We start from the raw sequence: 16666 nt of genomic DNA, 5'->3' as shown, positions 1-16666 counted from the left end.
CGGGGCCGCGCTGTCAGGCCGGCCGGCGGCTGCGGTCAATGGCCACGCTCAGGCCGATGGCCGCAAGCAGCAGGGCAAAACCGGCCCAGTTCATCCACGCCACCGCATCGTTGGCAAGCAGCCATCCACCCAGCCCGGCGCCCACCGCCTGGCCGACATAGATGCCGGAACTGTTCAGTGCCACCGAGCCCGGCGCGAGCGCAGGGGCCAGGCCGACCAGCCGCGCCTGCTGCGCCGAATTGGTCGCAAAACAGCCCAGGCCCCAGGGCACGAGCACCACCGCCAGCCACGGCAGCGTGCCGGCCCAGGGCCACAGGAAGAGGCTCAGCGCGATCAGCGAACTCGTCAGGAGCACCATGCGGCCCGCGCCAACGCGGTCGATGAACCGGCTCACGAGCATGTTGCCGACGAGGCCGAACACCCCGAACAAGGCCCACATCAGGCTCAGCGTGGTGGGATCCGCGCCGAAGTCCTGCTTCAGGATCGGCCCGAAATAGCTGAACAGGATGAACTGGCCGGCACCTTGCAGCGCCGTGACCGAGACAATGCCCATCAGCACCGGGCTGCGCAGCACGCGCGACCAGGCTGCCGCCGTCAGCGCCGCGGGACGGATCCCTTGCGGCAGGGTCAGCCAGATCGACGCCGCGCTCGCGACGCTGAGCAGCGCAATCGCCCCAAAAGCCATGCGCCAGCCGAGATGGCCGCCCACCAGCGCGCCGATGGGCAGGCCCAGCACCGAGGCCAACGACCAGCCCAGAAAGACGAAAGTCACGGCACGCCCGCGTTGCTCCGGCGGCACCAGCATGCCGGCACAGGCGGCGGCCTGCGGCGTGAAGATGGCAGGCGCCACCACCGTGAGCATGCGCACCGGCAGCAGGGCGCCGAAGCTCGGCATCAGGGCCGCAACGGCATGCCCGGCGGCGTACCAGAGGAGGGTCAGGGCGAGCAGCTGGCGGCGATCCCAACCTGCGACCGCTGCCGCCAGCAGCGGCGCGCCCAGGCACATCACGACCGCGGCGGCCGTGATCAACTGGCCCGCTGTCGCAACGGAGACAGAAAGTGATGCGCTGATTTCATTGAGCGTGCCGGGCACCACCATCACGCCCGTGCCGATCACGAAATTGCCGGCCAGCAGGGCCCATAGCGCGCCCCGGGGCGCGGGTCGGCTCACTGAAGAACCTTCGCCTTCGGCTGCGGTATTCGCCTTGGGGCGGCCCGGCGGCTCATGGAATCACCGACGAACCTGCAGCGCGCCGGGGTTCACGATGTTGGTGGGGTTGCCCTTGATGAAACTCACGACGTTGTCGAAAGCTTGGCCGAAATAGCTTTCGTAGCTGTCCTGCTCGACATAGCCGATGTGCGGTGTGCAGATGCAGTTTTCCAGCCGCAGCAGCGCATGGCCCTGCAGCGGCGGCTCGCTCTCGAACACGTCGACGGCAGCCAGCCCGGGCCGGCCGCGGTTGAGCGCAGCCAGCAGGGCATCGGCCTCGACCAGTTCGGCGCGGGAGGTGTTGACGAAGAGCGCCGTCGGCTTCATGCGCGAAAGATCCTCGAGCTTGACCAGGCCGGTGGTTTCCTCGTTGAGCCGCAGGTGCACCGACAGCACGTCGGCCGCGGCGAAGAACTCGTGGCGGTTCTGCGCCACCTGGAAGCCGTCGGAGCGGGCCTTGGCGCAGCTTGCCTCGCGCCCCCAGATCACCACCTGCATGCCGAAGGCCTGCCCATAGCGCGCCACCAGCTGGCCGATGCGGCCGTAGCCCCAGATGCAGAGCGTCTTGCCCTTGAGCACCGATCCCAGCCCGAAATTGGGCGGCATGGACGCCGACTTGAGCCCCGATTGCTGCCAGGCCCCGTGCTTGAGGTTGCTGATGTACTGCGGCAGGCGACGCATGGCCGCCATGATCAGCGCCCAGGTCAGCTCGGCAGGCGCCTGGGGGGAGCCGGTGCCTTCGGCCACTGCCACGCCCCGCTCTGTGCAGGCCGTGACGTCGATGTGGCCACCCACGCGTCCTGTCTGCGAAATGAGCTTGAGCTTGGGGAGCTTTTCGATCAGCTGGCGCGAAATATGGGTGCGCTCTCGGATCAGCACGATCACGTCGGCATCCTTCAGCCGAACCGAGAGCTGGCCGATACCTTTGACCGTGTTGGTGTAGACCTTGGCCGCGTACGCGTCCAGCTTGGCGGCGCAGCGCAGCTTGCGCACGGCGTCCTGGTAATCGTCGAGGATCACAATGTTCATGGCGTGCCATTGTGCCTCGCAGCATTGGCATGACGCGCGTGTGAACGTTTGGATACCCACCCCGGACAACGGTCACCGGGGGGTGCACGGGTTCAGTGCAGGTGTGTGGAGCGGGGCGCGGCGCTGACGGCTTCCATGGCCTCGAGTGCCGCCAGCCGGTCGAGTTCGGCGCAAACATCGGCCATTCGGCCGGAAATCACCATGCGGTTGGTGCTGCGCTTTTCGCCCAGCGGGCCGTCGACCACGCGAATCACGCGCAACGGCCGCACGGGCGCCGGCGCCGCGCTAGGGGTGGCCGTATGGGCTCGCGCTGCGCAGGCCGGCCGGACAGCAACAGCAACGTAGCGCAACCCAGCGGATGTGCTGCCGGTGTCGCGGCGACGTGGGCGGCGCGCCGGCAGCAGCCGGCTCGCAAGCGATTGCAGCGGCATCCACAAATCAACGATGGCGAGGAGGGCGATTCCCATGTGAACTCCAAAAAAGTCTGAGGTTGAACACAGGCAGGATTTCTTTGAATGGACGCAACAGGGTGATGGCGACAAAGCGCCATACGCCCGCCACCTGTTGCGGCCGGATGGGGTGCTGCTTTCGGCAGGCCGCGCGGCCTACATCAGCATGGTGTTGCGGATGAGGCCCACCGCCAGGCCTTCGATCTCGAAGGGCTCGCCAGGCTGGACCACGATGGTTGGGTAGTCGGGGTTTTCGGCATGCAGCTCGATGACCTGCTTGTTCCGCTTCAGGCGCTTGACCGTGACTTCGTCGCCAAGGCGGGCCACCACGATCTGGCCGTTGCGCGCCTCCTTGGTGGCCTGGACCGCGAGCAGGTCGCCGTCCATGATGCCGGCGTCGCGCATGGACATGCCGCGCACCTTGAGCAGGTAGTCGGGCTGGCGCTGGAACAGCGTGTTCTCGACGTAGTAGGTCTGGTCGACGTGTTCCTGGGCGAGGATGGGCGAGCCCGCCGCCACGCGACCGATAAGAGGCAGCGCGAGCTGCGACATGCCGGGCAGCGAGAGAGAGAACTGGCCGCCTTCGCGATGGCGCGACTCGTTGAGCGAACGCAGCGCGTCGCCCTTGAGCCGGATGCCGCGCGAAGTGCCGCTGACGAGTTCGATGACGCCCTTGCGGGCCAGTGCCTGCAGGTGCTCCTCGGCGGCATTGGCCGACTTGAATCCCAGCTCATTGGCGATTTCGGCTCGCGTGGGCGGAGCGCCGGTACGGGCGATGGCGCTCTGGATCAAGTCCAGGATTTGCTGCTGGCGGGCGGTAAGCTTCACGGCGAACTGCATATGTGGTTCCTTGCGGCACTGGCTGAATATCCAGTACCTGTATTTTTAACCAGTTTTTAAAAGTTGGCAACTCATGGTTAATTCCCTTTTGCCCAGTCTGCGGCGCGTCGTGGTCCTGGGCACTGGCGGCACCATCGCAGGCCGGGCCGCCAGCGGCGCCGACAACATCGGCTACACCGCCGGAGAAGTGGGGGTCGCGGACCTGCTTGCCGGCATCGATGCGCCCGAGGGCCTGTCGCTCGCGGCGGAGCAGGTGGCGCAACTCGACAGCAAGGACATGGCGTTCGAGGTCTGGCTGGAACTCGCGCAGCGGTGTGCTTTCTGGCTGGCCGAGGCCGATGTGGCGGGCGTGGTGATCACGCACGGCACCGACACCATCGAGGAAACGGCGTTCTTCCTTCAGGCAGTGCTTGCGCCCGGCAAGCCCGTGGTGCTGACCTGCGCCATGCGCCCGGCCACTTCGCTCTCGCCGGATGGCCCGCAGAACGTGCGCGACGCCATCGCCGTCGCGGCCACGCCGGCGGCACGCGGCGTGACGGTGGTCTGCGCGGGCGCCATCCACAGCGCGCTGGATGTGCAGAAGGTGCACACCTATCGCCCCGACGCGTTTTCGTCGGGCGATGCCGGACCGGTAGGCTACGTGGAAGAGGGTGTGGTGCGGCGCCTGCGGGAGTGGCCGCAACCGTTGGGCGCGGTCCCGAAGTTTCCTGAAGCGAAGGCGGGCGTGGCGATGCGCTGGCCCCGGGTCGAGATCGTCACCAGCCATGCGGGCGCAAGCGGAGCCCTCATCGACCTGCTGCTGCAGGAGCGGGCATCGGGCGTTGCCGAGCCGGTTCGCGGGCTGGTTCTGGCCGCGACCGGCAACGGCACGGTGCACCATGCGCTGGAAGCTGCCGCTCTGCGGGCGCAGGATGCCGGTGTGGCGGTGCTGCGCGCAACCCGTTGCGCGAGCGGGCGCATCCTGCCAAAGCCTGGCGATCCACTGCGGGACGCCGGTGCGCTGACGCCGGTCAAGGCACGCATCGCGTTGATGCTGGATTTGCTCGAAACGGCGGCCACCTAGTGGCGGCCGCGCGTGCAGCGGCTGACGTTCAGCTGCTGAGGGCCGCCAGCGCGCGCTGCGTGATCTCGTCGACGCTGCCCACGCCCTTGATGGCGCGGTACTTCGGTGCCGCGGCCGGATCGGCCTTGGCCCAGGCCGAGTAGTAGTCGACCAGTGGACGCGTCTGCTGGCTGTAGACCTCCAGCCGCTTGCGCACGGTTTCTTCCTCGTCGTCCTTGCGCTGGATCAGGTCTTCGCCTGTGACGTCGTCCTTGCCTTCGACCTTGGGCGGATTGAACTTGACGTGGTAGGTGCGGCCCGACGCAGGATGCGAGCGGCGGCCGCTCATGCGTTCGATGATGTCGCTGAACGGCACGTCGATCTCGAGCACGTAGTCGAGCTTGACCCCGGCCGCCTTCATGGCGTCGGCCTGCGGAATGGTGCGCGGGAAGCCGTCGAACAGGAAACCGCCGGCGCAATCGGATTGCGCGATGCGTTCCTTCACGAGGTTGATGATCAGGTCGTCGCTCACGAGGCCACCCGACTCCATGACGGCCTTGGCCTGCTGCCCGAGCGGTGTGCCGGCCTTCACGGCGGCGCGCAGCATGTCGCCGGTCGAAATTTGAGGAATGCCGTATTTCTGGCAGATGAAGGCCGCTTGCGTGCCTTTGCCCGCCCCGGGCGCGCCCAGCAAAATTAGTCTCATGGTGTCCTCGGACGGTTCTTCGATTTTGTGTCGCGCCAAGCGTCAGCCCAGGAGCCGAGCAAGGCGGAATTGCGTCGAGGATAGCATGCGAGCGCGTACAGAATTTCCGCCGCCACCCCCGGTGCAGCGTACTTTTTCAGCGTGCCGGACCGGCCGCAAAGATCGCGCGCACGCGCTCGAGGTCTTCGGGGGTATCGATGCCGGGCCCCGGCGCGGCTCGGCTGACGTGCACCGCGATGCGGTGCCCATGCCACAGCGCGCGCAGCTGTTCGAGCGCTTCGGTGGCCTCGATGGGCGCAGGCGTCAACGAAGGAAAGCTGCGCACGAAACCGGCGCGGTATCCGTAGATACCGATATGCCGCAGCGGTGCCGGGATGGGCAGCACGGACGGCGGCGCACGGTTCGCGGAACCGTCGCGCCACCACGGGATGGGCGCGCGGCTGAAGTACAGCGCGTTGCCCTGTGCGTCGAGCACCACTTTCACCACGTTCGGGTTGAGGAAGTCGTCGAGCGAATCGATCTCGTGGGCCGCCGTGCTCATGGCGGCTTCCGGATGCGTCGCCAGCGCGGATGCCACGGCGTTGATGAGCGCGGGATCGATCAGTGGTTCGTCGCCCTGTACGTTGACGACGATGTCGTCGCCGTCCAGGCCCAGTTGTTCGCAGGCTTCGGCCAGGCGGTCGGAGCCGCTGGGGTGGTCCTGGCGGGTCAGGATGGCTTCCACGCCATGCTTTTCGCATGCCTTGACGATGGCCGCGTCGTCCCCGGCCACCACCACGCGCACGGCCGCGGACTGGCTTGCCCGCCGGGCCACGCGCACCACCATGGGCAGGCCGGCGATGTCGGCCAGCGGTTTGTTGGGCAGCCGCGTCGAGGCAAGGCGGGCCGGCACCAGAACGGTAAAGCTCACAGCCCCAGCTCTTCGTCGGACAGCGTGCGGGCTTCGTTCTCGAGCAGCACGGGAATACCGTCGCGCACCGGGTAGGCGAGGCGTGCGCTGCGCGAGCAGAGCTCCTGCTTCTCGGCGTTCCAGGTCAACGGGCCCTTGGTGACGGGGCAGACGAGCAATTCAAGCAGCTTGGGATCCATCGAGCGATGATAGCTTTGCGTCGAGCGCGGTGAAGAATTCCGGCGACGGTGCAAAGTGCAGCGGCACGGCAAGCGCGTCGGGGGCCTTGGGCCAGAGCTTGACGGCATCTTTTTCGGTACAGACAAGGCGGCGTCCGACGTGGGCGGGGCGCTGCCAGCCGTCGAAATCGCAGTGGTCCGGCAGGGCGATCGTCTCGGAAAGCGTCAATCCGCGCGCTCGCAGCATGTCGAAGAACGCTTCGGGCCGTGCAATGGCCGCCAGCGCGATCACCGGTTCGCCGGCAAGCGCATCGAGCGGGATGCGTTTCCCGTCGCTCGCCACGGCGTCCTGCGCCAGCGCGCGGGTCGCGGTGTACCCGCTCTCGAACGCGGGGTGCTCTCCACTGTGGAGCACCAGGTCGCACGGGCGCGGCCAGCGCTCGCGCAGCGGGCCCGCGGGCAACCGCCAGCCGTTGCCCACGCCGCGATCGTCGAACACGCAAATCTCGATGTCGCGCGCAAGCGCCAGGTGCTGCAGCCCGTCGTCGCTCACGATGATCTGCGTGGCCGGATGCCGGGCGAGCAGGGCGCGCGCGGCCTCGATGCGGCGTTGCGCCACGAACACGGGCGCGCCGGTGGCACGGCGAATCAGGAGCGGTTCGTCGCCGACATCCTGGGCATTGCTCCCATCAAGCACTTCGCGGCAGTCGTCGGTGCGGCGGCCGTAGCCGCGCGACACCACGCCGGCTTGGAGGCCGCGGGCCTGCAAGTGCCGGACCACCGCCATCACGACCGGGGTCTTGCCGGCGCCGCCGGCAATCACGTTGCCCACCACGATCACCGGCACCCGGACGCGTTCGGTCGTGCGCCATCCCTTCCGGTAGAGCCAGCGCCGCAGCCCGAAAAGCGCCGCGTAGGCAAGCGACAGGGGCCACAGCAGGCAGGCCAGGACGCTGCGGTGCAGCCAGGCACGCTGCAGCCGCGAGGCCGGCGCAGCGATCGAGCCGGTTGTGCCGGTGGTGCTGCGGCGCTGCGACGGCACTCAGTGCCCTGCTTGCGCCGTCGACTGGGCTGCGAAAGTGATCTGCACCAGGCCCACGCGGCGCGCGGCTTCCATCACCGTGATCACGGCCTGGTGCGGGCTGCTGGCGTCGGCGCTGATGATGACCACGCTGTCCTTGCCGCCGGTGGCTGCCGCCCCCAGCGCCGCAGCCACGGTGTCCACGTTGCGGTCTGCCACGGGTTTCTTGTTGATCGAGTAGCGGCCGTCGGCGGATACCGCAACGATCACTTCCTTGGGATAGTCGCGCTGCGAATCGACGTCCGCCGTCGGCAGGCGCAGCTGCATCTCCGTGAACTTGCTGTAGGTGGTCGACAGCATCAGGAAGATCAGGATGACCAGCAGCACGTCGATGAACGGGATCAGGTTGATCTCCGGCTCGTCGCGCCCGCCGTGGCGAAACTGCATGCGGCCGCGAGTCATGGCAAGCCTCCGCCGGGCAGAGCAGCACACGCAGTGGCAAGCGTGGGGGCCATCATTTCCGCAATGCGTTCAGGTGACGCGCGAAGCGCTCGCCCGACAGTTCCAGGTTGAGCAGGTATTCGTCGACCCGGCTGCGGAAATAGCGCCAGAAGATCAAGGTCGGAATGGCCACGATCAGGCCGAAAGCCGTGTTGTAGAGCGCGATCGAAATGCCGTGCGCCAACTGCGCGGGATTCCCGGAGCCCACCGCGCCGCTCCCGGGCGACTGCGACCCGAAGATCTCGATCATGCCGATGACCGTGCCCAGCAGGCCGAGCAGCGGCGCCGCCGATGCAATGGTGGCCAGCGCCGGCAGGTAGCGCTCCAGCTTGTGCGCCACGGTGCGGCCCGAGGCCTCCATGGCTGCGCGCAGGTCGTCCTCGGTGCAGCGCGGATTGGCATTGAGCGCCCGCAGGCCGGCGGCCAGCACCTGTCCGAGCATCGAGTTGTGTTCGAGCTTGGTCACCACGTCGGGCCCCGGCACGGAGCCGTGAGACACGGTGATGGCTTCATCGAGCAGCTTGGGCGGCAGAACCCTCACGGTCTTGAGGCTTGTGAAACGTTCGATAACCAGCGCGAGCGCGATGATCGAACAAGCGAGCAATGGCCAAATCGGCCAGCCCGCGGCAACTATGATGGAAAACAAGGAATCCTCCGGCCCCGTAGACTGCAAATGCGCGGCGATTATCCACCGAGGCCAACATTGCCACGCGGCTTGTTTGCATGTCAGCGAAGACGCACAGATTCTGTGGATAACTTTGTGATTAACCCGCTGCGCAACTTGTCCGGACCCGCATGGGACGGGCCTCCCGCTAGATCGATTGAATTTTGAGCAGTTCTTTTTCCAATGAAATCAACAGCTTGCACGACAAACCGTGCACCTGTTCCGTACTGGGGCCGCGGCACCGAGGACGGGCAACCCACTGTGGAAGAGTGGCCGCCGGCTGCACGGGCGTCTTGTGACCCTGCGTGACTCGAATCCAACGCCAGGCCCGCGGATCTGGGCTGTCGGCGCGCTGTGCCGGGCGGTTGCCGATGCGCTCGACGCGCGCTTCAATCCGGTCGCGGTGCGCGGGGAAATTTCCGGCTTCTCGCGCGCCTCGAGCGGACATTGTTACTTCGCTCTCAAGGACCCGTCCGGCCAACTGCGCTGCGCGATGTTCCGGCGCGCGGCGGGCTTGCTCGACTTTTCGCCGCGCGACGGCGACCAGGTCGAGGTGCGCGGGCGCCTCGCGGTGTACGAACCGCGCGGCGACCTGCAATTGGTGGTCGAAAGCCTGCAGCGCGCCGGCCAGGGCGCGCTGTTCGAGCAATTCCTGCAGCGCAAGGCGCGGCTCGAAGCCGAAGGGCTCTTCGATGCGCAGCGCAAGCGGGCGCTGCCGGTCATGCCGCGCGCAGTGGGCCTCGTGACCTCGCTCGGCGCCGCGGCGCTGCACGACGTGGTCACGGCGCTGCGGCGCCGCGTGCCTCACATTCCCGTGGTCCTGGCGCCGGCAGCGGTGCAGGGCGCCAATGCGCCGGCGGAACTCGTGCGTGCGCTGCAATCGCTGTACACGCTGGAGCCGGCCGTCGACGTGATCCTGCTGGTGCGCGGGGGCGGCTCCATCGAGGATCTCTGGGCCTTCAACGACGAAACCCTGGCGCGCACCATCGTTCAAAGCCCGGTTCCGCTGATTTGCGGCGTCGGCCACGAAACAGACTTCACCATTGCCGATTTCTGCGCCGACCTGCGCGCGCCCACGCCCACCGCGGCGGCGGAACTCGTCAGCGCGCCCCAGGCGATGTGGCTCGGTGCGCTCGATCTCCTGGGCGACCGGCTCGACGGCGCGTTGGGGCAGCGCCTCGATGTGCTGGGGCAGCGCCTCGACCAAGCGGCAGGGCGCCTGGGGCGGCCCTCGACGCTGGTGGCGCGCCAGCAGCTTCGGCTCGCGCACCATTCGCAGCGGCTGCGTTATGCGGTGCTGTCCAGGGCCGAGCGCCTCGCCCATGTGCCGCGCGCGATCTCCGCTGATTTCCCGCTCAAGCTCGAACGCGCACTGGCTCAGCGTCGCGAGCGGCTGGAACGGGTGGCCTTGCGCCTGCGGCTGCTCGATCCTGCGCTGGTGCTGCAGCGCGGCTATGCCTGGCTCACCGGTGCCGATGGGCGTGCGATCGTCAGCGCCAAGAAGCTGAGTCCGGGCGACGCAGTGGTCGCTCGGCTCTCGGATGGGTCGGTCGACCTGACCGTGACGCCCGGCAAAACGGGAACGCGTCCGACGCCGGACCGGTAATTCCTTTCTAGAATCCCTAATTCCCCACAACCAACCCACGAGAAAAAACCATGGAACATGTGCTCCCACCCCTGCCATACGCCCTCGACGCGCTGGCACCCGAGTACTCGAAGGAAACCCTCGAGTACCACTACGGCAAGCACCACAATGCCTACGTGGTGAACCTCAACAACCTGCAAAAGGGCACCGAATTCGAATCGATGACGCTCGAGGAGATCGTCAAGAAGTCCAGCGGCGGCATCTACAACAACGCCGCCCAGATCTGGAACCACACCTTCTTCTGGAACTGCATGAAGCCCCAGGGCGGCGGCGCTCCGAGCGGTGCGCTGGCCAAGGCCATCGATGCCAAGTGGGGCAGCTACGACGCCTTCAAGGAAGCGTTCGTGAAGTCGGCCGTGGGCAACTTCGGCTCGGGCTGGACCTGGCTGGTGAAGAAGGCCGACGGCTCGCTGGACATCGTGAACATGGGTGCCGCGGGCACGCCGCTGACCACCGGCGACACCCCGGTGCTGACGGTGGACGTCTGGGAGCACGCCTACTACATCGACTACCGCAACCTGCGCCCGAAGTTCGTGGAGACCTTCCTGGCCAAGCTGGCGAACTGGGACTTCGCGGCAAAGAACTTCGGCTGAACCGGGTTCTCCATTGAAAAAGCCGACCCTCGGGTCGGCTTTTTCATGGGCCCGCGCAGGCGAGCGCTCAGCGCCTCGAAGCGGCAAACAGTTCGCCGCCGAGCTTGGCACCCTTCTTGATGTTTTTCTTCGCGAACCAGCCCTGGTTCATTTCGAGCACGAAGCGCACGGGCTCCTCGGAACAGTGGGAGTTCTCGGTCATCGGCTCCATGTCGACCAGATTGACGACGCGGCCATCGTCCGCCACGAAGGCGGCAGTCAGCGGCAGCAGCGTGTTCCTCATCCAGAAGCACTGGGTGGCCGGTTGCTCGAAGACAAAGATCATGCCTTCGGACTGAGGCATCTCCTTGCGGAACATCAAGCCGATCTCGCGCTGCCTAGGCGTCTGCGCGACTTGCGCATCGATCTTGTACAAGCCGACGGACAGCTTGGTGCGTTGCAGGTCGGTCTGGGGTTGCTGCTGTGCCTGCGCGGAACCCATCATGGAGGCGGCAAGCAGGAGCAGGGCGGCAAAACGCTGGAACATCGGGGCTTCTTTCAGGGCGGGTCCAAGGACGCAAGGCCAATAAAAATGCCCGCTGATGCGGGCATTGCCGGTGGGATTGGCAGCTTACACCTTCTTGGCTGCAGCCGTGTGCGCCTTGGCCACGTGGTGGCGAGCCTTGTGCTTCTTGACGGCGTGCTTCATCGGTTGCTTCGCCTTGTGGACGACGGCAGGTGCGGCCGGCGCCGGTGCGGGCGGGGTTTGTGCAAATGCGCCGGCTGCGAAGAGACCGGCGACGAGGGCTGCGAGCAGCTTGTTCATGGGACATCCTTTGAGATTGTTGATATGGATCACCTCCCGTTGGAAGGTGAACCTTCAACGCGACAGCCGCTCGGCCCGGTTGACAGCAGTCTCGTTGCCGCAGGCGAAAAAAAAGCGCTCCGGAGAGCGCTTTTTCGTACGGCGTTGGCCGACTTACTGGGGCGTGCCGCCTTGGGTCGACTTGCGCTTCACGCTGCCGTCCTTGTTGCGGCGGCGCTGATCGCGCGTGCTGGCGCGTTTTTCGCCAGCGACTGCAGCCTTGTCGGTACCGACCGCGCCGCCTTCGGGCGTCTTGGCGATGTCGCCGGCGGGAGCCGCCACTTGACCAGCGGGCTTGGCTTCCTTCTTGGCTTCGGCGCGGGCTTGCGACTTGCTGTTGGTGGCGTTCCCTTGCTCGGGCGTGGTGCCGGTTGGGTTCTGGGCGTAGGCGCCAGCGGCGAACAGGCCAGCGATCATGACTGCGAGAATTTTGCTCATTGATGATTCCTCTATCGAGAATTGGTTGGAAACGCCTCCCGGCGAGCAGAAGGTCAGCCACTAACGAGGCCGTTGCCTCGCAGGTTGACAAACGCCAGCTGATGGGTTGCGTCTAAAATGTACAGCGATTTGTTCGCGGGCTGTACAGCGATTCCCCATCGCTGTCTGAATTCGCAGACAGTCGTCCGAATTACGTCACTCCCGGAGTCATTCCCCCTCATGTCCAGCTACCAGCACATCAAAGTCCCGGCCGAAGGCCAGAAGATCACGGTCAACGCCGACAACTCGCTCAATGTGCCTGATCAGCCGATCATTCCCTTCATCGAAGGCGACGGCACGGGTCTGGACATCACCCCGGTGATGCTCAAGGTGGTGGATGCCGCAGTGGCCAAGGCCTACGGCGGCAAGAAGAAGATCCACTGGATGGAAGTCTATGCCGGCGAAAAGTCGACCAAGGTCTACGGCCCCGACGTCTGGCTGCCCGAAGAAACGCTGCACGCCGTGCGCGACTACGTGGTTTCCATCAAGGGCCCGCTGACCACGCCGGTCGGCGGCGGCATCCGCTCGCTGAACGTCGCGCTGCGCCAGGAACTCGACCTCTACGTCTGCCTGCGCCCCATCCAGTATTTCGAAGGCGTGCCCAGCCCGGTGCGCGAGCCCCACAAGACCAACATGGTCATCTTCCGCGAGAACTCGGAAGACATCTACGCCGGCATCGAGTTCGAAGCCGAAAGCGACAAGGCCAAGAAGCTCATCAAGTTCCTGCAGGACGAACTGGGCGTCAAGAAGATCCGCTTCCCCAACACTTCGGGCATCGGCGTCAAGCCCGTGTCGAAGGAAGGCACCGAGCGCCTCGTGCGCAAGGCGCTGCAATACGCTGTGGACAACGACAAGCCCAGCGTCACCATCGTGCACAAGGGCAACATCATGAAGTTCACCGAAGGTGGCTTCCGCGACTGGGCCTATGCCTTGGCGGCCAAGGAGTTCGGTGCCGAACTGATCGACGGCGGCCCCTGGATGAAGTTCAAGAATCCCAAGACGGGCAAGGAAATCACCGTCAAGGACAGCATCGCCGACGCATTCCTGCAGCAGATTCTCCTGCGCCCCGCAGAATACAGCGTGATTGCCACGCTCAATCTGAACGGCGACTATGTGTCCGACGCGCTGGCGGCCCAGGTGGGCGGCATCGGCATTGCCCCCGGCGCGAACCTGAGCGACACCGTCGCCATGTTCGAAGCCACCCACGGCACGGCTCCCAAGTACGCCGGCAAGGACTACGTGAACCCCGGTTCCGAGATCCTCTCGGCCGAAATGATGCTGCGCCACATGGGCTGGACCGAAGCGGCCGACCTGATCATCAGCTCGATGGAAAAGTCGATCGCCAGCAAGAAGGTCACCTATGACTTCGCCCGCCTGATGGACGGCGCCACGCAAGTGAGCTGCTCGGGCTTCGGCCAGGTCATGATCGACCACATGTAATTGCGCGAGCAGCCGCGTTCCGGCGCCCGCGGGTGCCGGTGAGCCAGGGCCCTCGAGATCTTCCCGATCTCGAGGGCTTTTCTTCTTCTTCTTCTTCCGGCCCGCAAGACCGGGGCAGGTTCGCGAAATGGAACACCTTGCTCCAAATCCCCATTTTTTTCAAAGCGGGTGCCGCGTAATATTTACGCTGCGGGGCAGGCGAAAGGCAGATCTTTTTTGCATCGTCTGTGGTGTCGCACACGACGCAAGCCTCTTGATTTGTCGAATACGCGCCACCAAGTCTTCTTGCGCCGGCACGGTGCTTGCACGCTCTATAGAATCTTTTTTATGGCAACGAGAATTCCCAAGACTCCCAGCACTCCGCCGGCCCAGAAACCGGCCGGGGATGACGGAGATTCGGTCGTTCTGGAGCGGCGTCCGCAAAAAACCGCGCCGCCTCAGATGTACCAGGTCGTCATGCTGAACGACGACTACACGCCCATGGAGTTCGTGATCGTCGTGCTGCAGGAATATTTCAACAAGGATCGCGAAACCGCGACCCAGATCATGCTCAAGATCCATCTCGATGGCCGCGGAGTTTGTGGGGTTTATTCCCGCGATCTGGCGGCCACCAAGGTCAATCAGGTGATGGAGGCTGCGCATCAGGCCGGGCACCCGCTGCAGTGCGTCAGCGAACCCGTTGCGTGAACCAGTTGAATTGCGCGCGCTCAAACCCATCTGAGAATTTATTTACAGCAAGGCAAAAGGAAATCACATGATTGCCCAGGAACTGGAAGTCAGCTTGCACATGGCCTTCGTCGAGGCCAGGCAGCAGCGCCACGAGTTCATCACCGTGGAGCATCTGTTGCTCGCTTTGCTGGACAACCCGAGCGCCGCAGAGGTTCTGCGTGCCTGCTCGGCCAACGTCGACGACCTGCGGGCGTCGCTCACCAACTTCATCAAGGACAACACGCCCCAGGTGGCGGGTACCGACGATGTAGACACCCAGCCGACGCTGGGTTTCCAGCGCGTGATCCAGCGCGCCATCATGCATGTGCAGTCCACCGGCAATGGCAAGAAGGAAGTCACCGGCGCCAACGTGCTGGTCGCGATCTTCGGCGAGAAGGACTCGCACGCGGTGTACTACCTCCACCAGCAGGGCGTGACCCGCCTGGATGTGGTGAACTTCATTGCCCACGGCATCAAGAAGAGCGATCCGCCTGAGGCCGTCAAGGGCAGCAGCGAATCGTCTTCGGGCGAGGGCGAAGAGGGCGGCAGCGAAAAGAACGAGAAGGCCTCGCCTCTCGAGCAGTTCACGCAGAACCTCAACCAGCTCGCCAAGGACGGCAAGATCGATCCGCTGATCGGCCGCGAATACGAGGTCGAGCGCGTCATCCAGATCCTGTGCCGCCGGCGCAAGAACAACCCGCTGCTGGTGGGTGAGGCCGGTGTCGGCAAGACGGCGATTGCCGAGGGCCTCGCCTGGCGCATCACGCAGAGCGACGTGCCGGAGATCCTCGCCGAAGCGCAGGTCTACTCGCTCGACATGGGCGCGCTCCTGGCCGGCACCAAGTACCGCGGCGATTTCGAGCAACGCCTCAAGGGCGTGCTCAAGTCGCTCAAGGACAAGCCGAACGCCATTCTGTTCATCGACGAAATCCACACCCTGATCGGTGCGGGCGCGGCTTCGGGCGGCACGCTCGACGCGTCGAACCTGCTCAAGCCGGCGCTCTCCAGCGGTCAGCTCAAGTGCATCGGCGCCACCACCTTCAGCGAATACCGCGGCATCTTCGAGAAGGATGCGGCCCTGTCGCGCCGTTTCCAGAAGGTCGACGTGGTCGAGCCGACGGTGCAGGAAACCGTCGACATCCTGAAGGGACTGAAGTCGCGCTTCGAAGAGCACCATGGCGTCAAGTACGCAGTGGCGGCCCTGCAGGCTGCGGCGGAATTGAGCGCCAAGTACATCAACGACCGCCATCTGCCCGACAAGGCCATCGACGTGATCGACGAGGCTGGTGCTGCCCAGCGCATCCTGCCGGCCAACAAGCGCAAGAAGACCATCAGCAAGACCGAGGTCGAGGACATCGTCGCGAAGATCGCGCGCATTCCCCCGGCCAACGTCAGCAACGACGACCGCGGCAAGCTGCAGACCATCGAGCGCGACCTGAAGAGCGTGGTGTTCGGTCAGGACAAGGCGCTCGAGGTGCTGGCTTCGGCCGTCAAGATGGCGCGCTCGGGCCTCGGCCGCGAGGACAAGCCGATCGGCTCGTTCCTGTTCAGCGGCCCCACCGGCGTCGGCAAGACCGAAGCGGCCAAGCAGCTGGCCTACATCATGGGCATCGAGCTGATCCGCTTCGACATGTCGGAGTACATGGAGCGCCATGCCGTGAGCCGCCTCATTGGTGCGCCTCCGGGCTATGTGGGGTTCGACCAGGGCGGCCTCCTGACAGAAGCCATCACGAAGAAGCCGCACGCGGTGCTGCTGCTCGACGAAATCGAGAAGGCGCACCCGGACATCTTCAACGTGCTGCTGCAGGTCATGGACCACGGCACCCTGACGGACAACAACGGACGCAAGGCCGACTTCCGCAACGTGATCATCGTGATGACCACCAATGCGGGCGCCGAGACCATGAACAAGGCGACAATCGGCTTCACCAACCCGCGCCAGGCGGGCGACGAGATGGTCGATATCAAGCGCCTGTTCACGCCGGAGTTCCGCAACCGCCTGGACGCGATCGTGAGCTTCAAGGCGCTCGATGAACAGATCATCCTGCGCGTGGTCGACAAGTTCCTGCTGCAGCTCGAAACGCAGCTGGCGGAGAAGAAGGTCGACGTCACGTTCAGCGACGGCCTGCGCAAGCACCTGGCGAAGAAGGGCTTCGATCCGCTGATGGGCGCTCGCCCGATGCAGCGCCTGATCCAGGACACGATCCGTCGTGCACTGGCCGACGAGCTGCTGTTCGGACGCCTGATCGATGGTGGCCGCCTCTCGGTCGACATCGACGACAAGGGCGAAGTGCTGCTGGACATCCAGCCGCTGCCGAAGAAGGAAGGCAAGTCCAAGCCTGAAGCCGAAGAGGCTGCCGCCGGATAAGGCGGACCGGCGAAGCCGGTTCCGCGGTATTTCTGGCAGTACCAAAAAGGCCGGTAGCATT

Annotated in this window: 19 protein-coding genes; 6 read left to right on the top strand and 13 right to left on the bottom strand. The window is 65.4% G+C overall.

Annotated elements, in window-relative coordinates:
* Positions 1-13: 13 nt before the first annotated feature.
* The 4 genes from VAPA_RS14365 to lexA all read right to left on the bottom strand — a co-directional run bounded on the left by VAPA_RS14365 (position 14) and on the right by lexA (position 3528).
* On the bottom strand, positions 14-1171 hold the full coding sequence (locus tag VAPA_RS14365; protein WP_021007501.1) for an MFS transporter: 1158 nt from the start codon (positions 1169-1171) through the stop codon (positions 14-16).
* 60 nt (positions 1172-1231) lie between these two features.
* Entirely contained in the window at positions 1232-2239 is a 1008-nt protein-coding gene (locus tag VAPA_RS14360) for a D-2-hydroxyacid dehydrogenase family protein (RefSeq protein ID WP_012747742.1), read from the bottom strand.
* Between the two features lie 92 nt (positions 2240-2331).
* The gene (locus VAPA_RS14355) at positions 2332-2706 is read right to left on the bottom strand and encodes a hypothetical protein (protein WP_021007500.1); all 375 of its coding nucleotides are present in this window, start codon (positions 2704-2706) and stop codon (positions 2332-2334) included.
* 138 nt (positions 2707-2844) lie between these two features.
* Positions 2845-3528, bottom strand: a complete 684-nt coding sequence (gene lexA, locus VAPA_RS14350; RefSeq protein ID WP_012747744.1) for a transcriptional repressor LexA — start codon at positions 3526-3528, stop codon at positions 2845-2847.
* 73 nt (positions 3529-3601) lie between these two features.
* Between lexA and VAPA_RS14345 the strand changes: the two genes are divergently transcribed.
* Positions 3602-4591, top strand: coding sequence for an asparaginase (locus tag VAPA_RS14345; RefSeq protein ID WP_021007499.1), 990 nt, complete (start codon positions 3602-3604; stop codon positions 4589-4591).
* Between the two features lie 28 nt (positions 4592-4619).
* Here VAPA_RS14345 and adk read toward each other — a convergent pair whose 3' ends face one another.
* The 6 genes from adk to VAPA_RS14315 form a co-directional block, all read right to left on the bottom strand.
* The gene (adk, locus tag VAPA_RS14340) at positions 4620-5276 is read right to left on the bottom strand and encodes an adenylate kinase (protein ID WP_021007498.1); all 657 of its coding nucleotides are present in this window, start codon (positions 5274-5276) and stop codon (positions 4620-4622) included.
* 136 nt (positions 5277-5412) lie between these two features.
* Complete coding sequence (kdsB, locus tag VAPA_RS14335; RefSeq protein ID WP_021007497.1) at positions 5413-6186, bottom strand: 3-deoxy-manno-octulosonate cytidylyltransferase; 774 nt, start codon at positions 6184-6186, stop codon at positions 5413-5415.
* On the bottom strand, positions 6183-6365 hold the full coding sequence (locus VAPA_RS14330; RefSeq protein ID WP_021007496.1) for a Trm112 family protein: 183 nt from the start codon (positions 6363-6365) through the stop codon (positions 6183-6185). The genes kdsB and VAPA_RS14330 overlap by 4 nt, the downstream gene beginning before the upstream one ends.
* Positions 6346-7386, bottom strand: coding sequence for a tetraacyldisaccharide 4'-kinase (lpxK, locus tag VAPA_RS14325; RefSeq protein ID WP_021007495.1), 1041 nt, complete (start codon positions 7384-7386; stop codon positions 6346-6348). Before lpxK ends, VAPA_RS14330 begins: the two co-directional genes overlap by 20 nt.
* Positions 7387-7812 carry an ExbD/TolR family protein gene (locus tag VAPA_RS14320; protein ID WP_041946459.1) on the bottom strand — a complete coding sequence of 142 codons (426 nt, stop codon included), beginning with the start codon at positions 7810-7812 and terminating at the stop codon, positions 7387-7389. It abuts the gene before it with no gap.
* A gap of 67 nt (positions 7813-7879) precedes the next feature.
* Positions 7880-8512 (bottom strand): MotA/TolQ/ExbB proton channel family protein, encoded by a 633-nt coding sequence (locus VAPA_RS14315; protein ID WP_021007493.1) that lies wholly within the window; start codon positions 8510-8512, stop codon positions 7880-7882.
* 313 nt (positions 8513-8825) lie between these two features.
* Here VAPA_RS14315 and xseA point away from each other — a divergent pair, with 313 nt between their 5' ends.
* Together xseA and VAPA_RS14305 are read left to right on the top strand one after the other, a co-directional pair.
* Positions 8826-10136 carry an exodeoxyribonuclease VII large subunit gene (gene xseA, locus VAPA_RS14310; RefSeq protein WP_041946118.1) on the top strand — a complete coding sequence of 437 codons (1311 nt, stop codon included), beginning with the start codon at positions 8826-8828 and terminating at the stop codon, positions 10134-10136.
* Between the two features lie 50 nt (positions 10137-10186).
* Positions 10187-10768 carry a superoxide dismutase gene (locus VAPA_RS14305; RefSeq protein ID WP_021007491.1) on the top strand — a complete coding sequence of 194 codons (582 nt, stop codon included), beginning with the start codon at positions 10187-10189 and terminating at the stop codon, positions 10766-10768.
* 67 nt (positions 10769-10835) lie between these two features.
* Here VAPA_RS14305 and VAPA_RS14300 read toward each other — a convergent pair whose 3' ends face one another.
* The 3 genes from VAPA_RS14300 to VAPA_RS14290 form a co-directional block, all read right to left on the bottom strand.
* Positions 10836-11294, bottom strand: a complete 459-nt coding sequence (locus tag VAPA_RS14300) for a DUF192 domain-containing protein (protein WP_021007490.1) — start codon at positions 11292-11294, stop codon at positions 10836-10838.
* Positions 11295-11378: 84 nt separating this feature from the next.
* On the bottom strand, positions 11379-11573 hold the full coding sequence (locus VAPA_RS14295) for a hypothetical protein (protein WP_021007489.1): 195 nt from the start codon (positions 11571-11573) through the stop codon (positions 11379-11381).
* 153 nt (positions 11574-11726) lie between these two features.
* Positions 11727-12050, bottom strand: coding sequence for a hypothetical protein (locus tag VAPA_RS14290; protein ID WP_021007488.1), 324 nt, complete (start codon positions 12048-12050; stop codon positions 11727-11729).
* A 219-nt stretch (positions 12051-12269) separates the two neighbouring features.
* Between VAPA_RS14290 and icd the strand changes: the two genes are divergently transcribed.
* The 3 genes from icd (at position 12270) to clpA (ending at position 16605) form a co-directional block, all read left to right on the top strand.
* Complete coding sequence (icd, locus tag VAPA_RS14285; RefSeq protein WP_012747756.1) at positions 12270-13529, top strand: NADP-dependent isocitrate dehydrogenase; 1260 nt, start codon at positions 12270-12272, stop codon at positions 13527-13529.
* A gap of 327 nt (positions 13530-13856) precedes the next feature.
* Positions 13857-14216 carry an ATP-dependent Clp protease adapter ClpS gene (gene clpS, locus VAPA_RS14280; RefSeq protein ID WP_021007487.1) on the top strand — a complete coding sequence of 120 codons (360 nt, stop codon included), beginning with the start codon at positions 13857-13859 and terminating at the stop codon, positions 14214-14216.
* A gap of 67 nt (positions 14217-14283) precedes the next feature.
* On the top strand, positions 14284-16605 hold the full coding sequence (gene clpA, locus VAPA_RS14275) for an ATP-dependent Clp protease ATP-binding subunit ClpA (RefSeq protein WP_021007486.1): 2322 nt from the start codon (positions 14284-14286) through the stop codon (positions 16603-16605).
* The last annotated feature ends 61 nt before the right edge of the window (positions 16606-16666 follow it).

The sequence above is a fragment of the Variovorax paradoxus B4 genome, assembly GCF_000463015.1.
Classification (GTDB): Bacteria; Pseudomonadota; Gammaproteobacteria; order Burkholderiales; family Burkholderiaceae_C; genus Variovorax; species Variovorax paradoxus_E.
The sequence above is the reverse complement of the archived record's forward strand: the minus strand, read 5'-3'. Positions and strand labels throughout refer to the sequence as shown.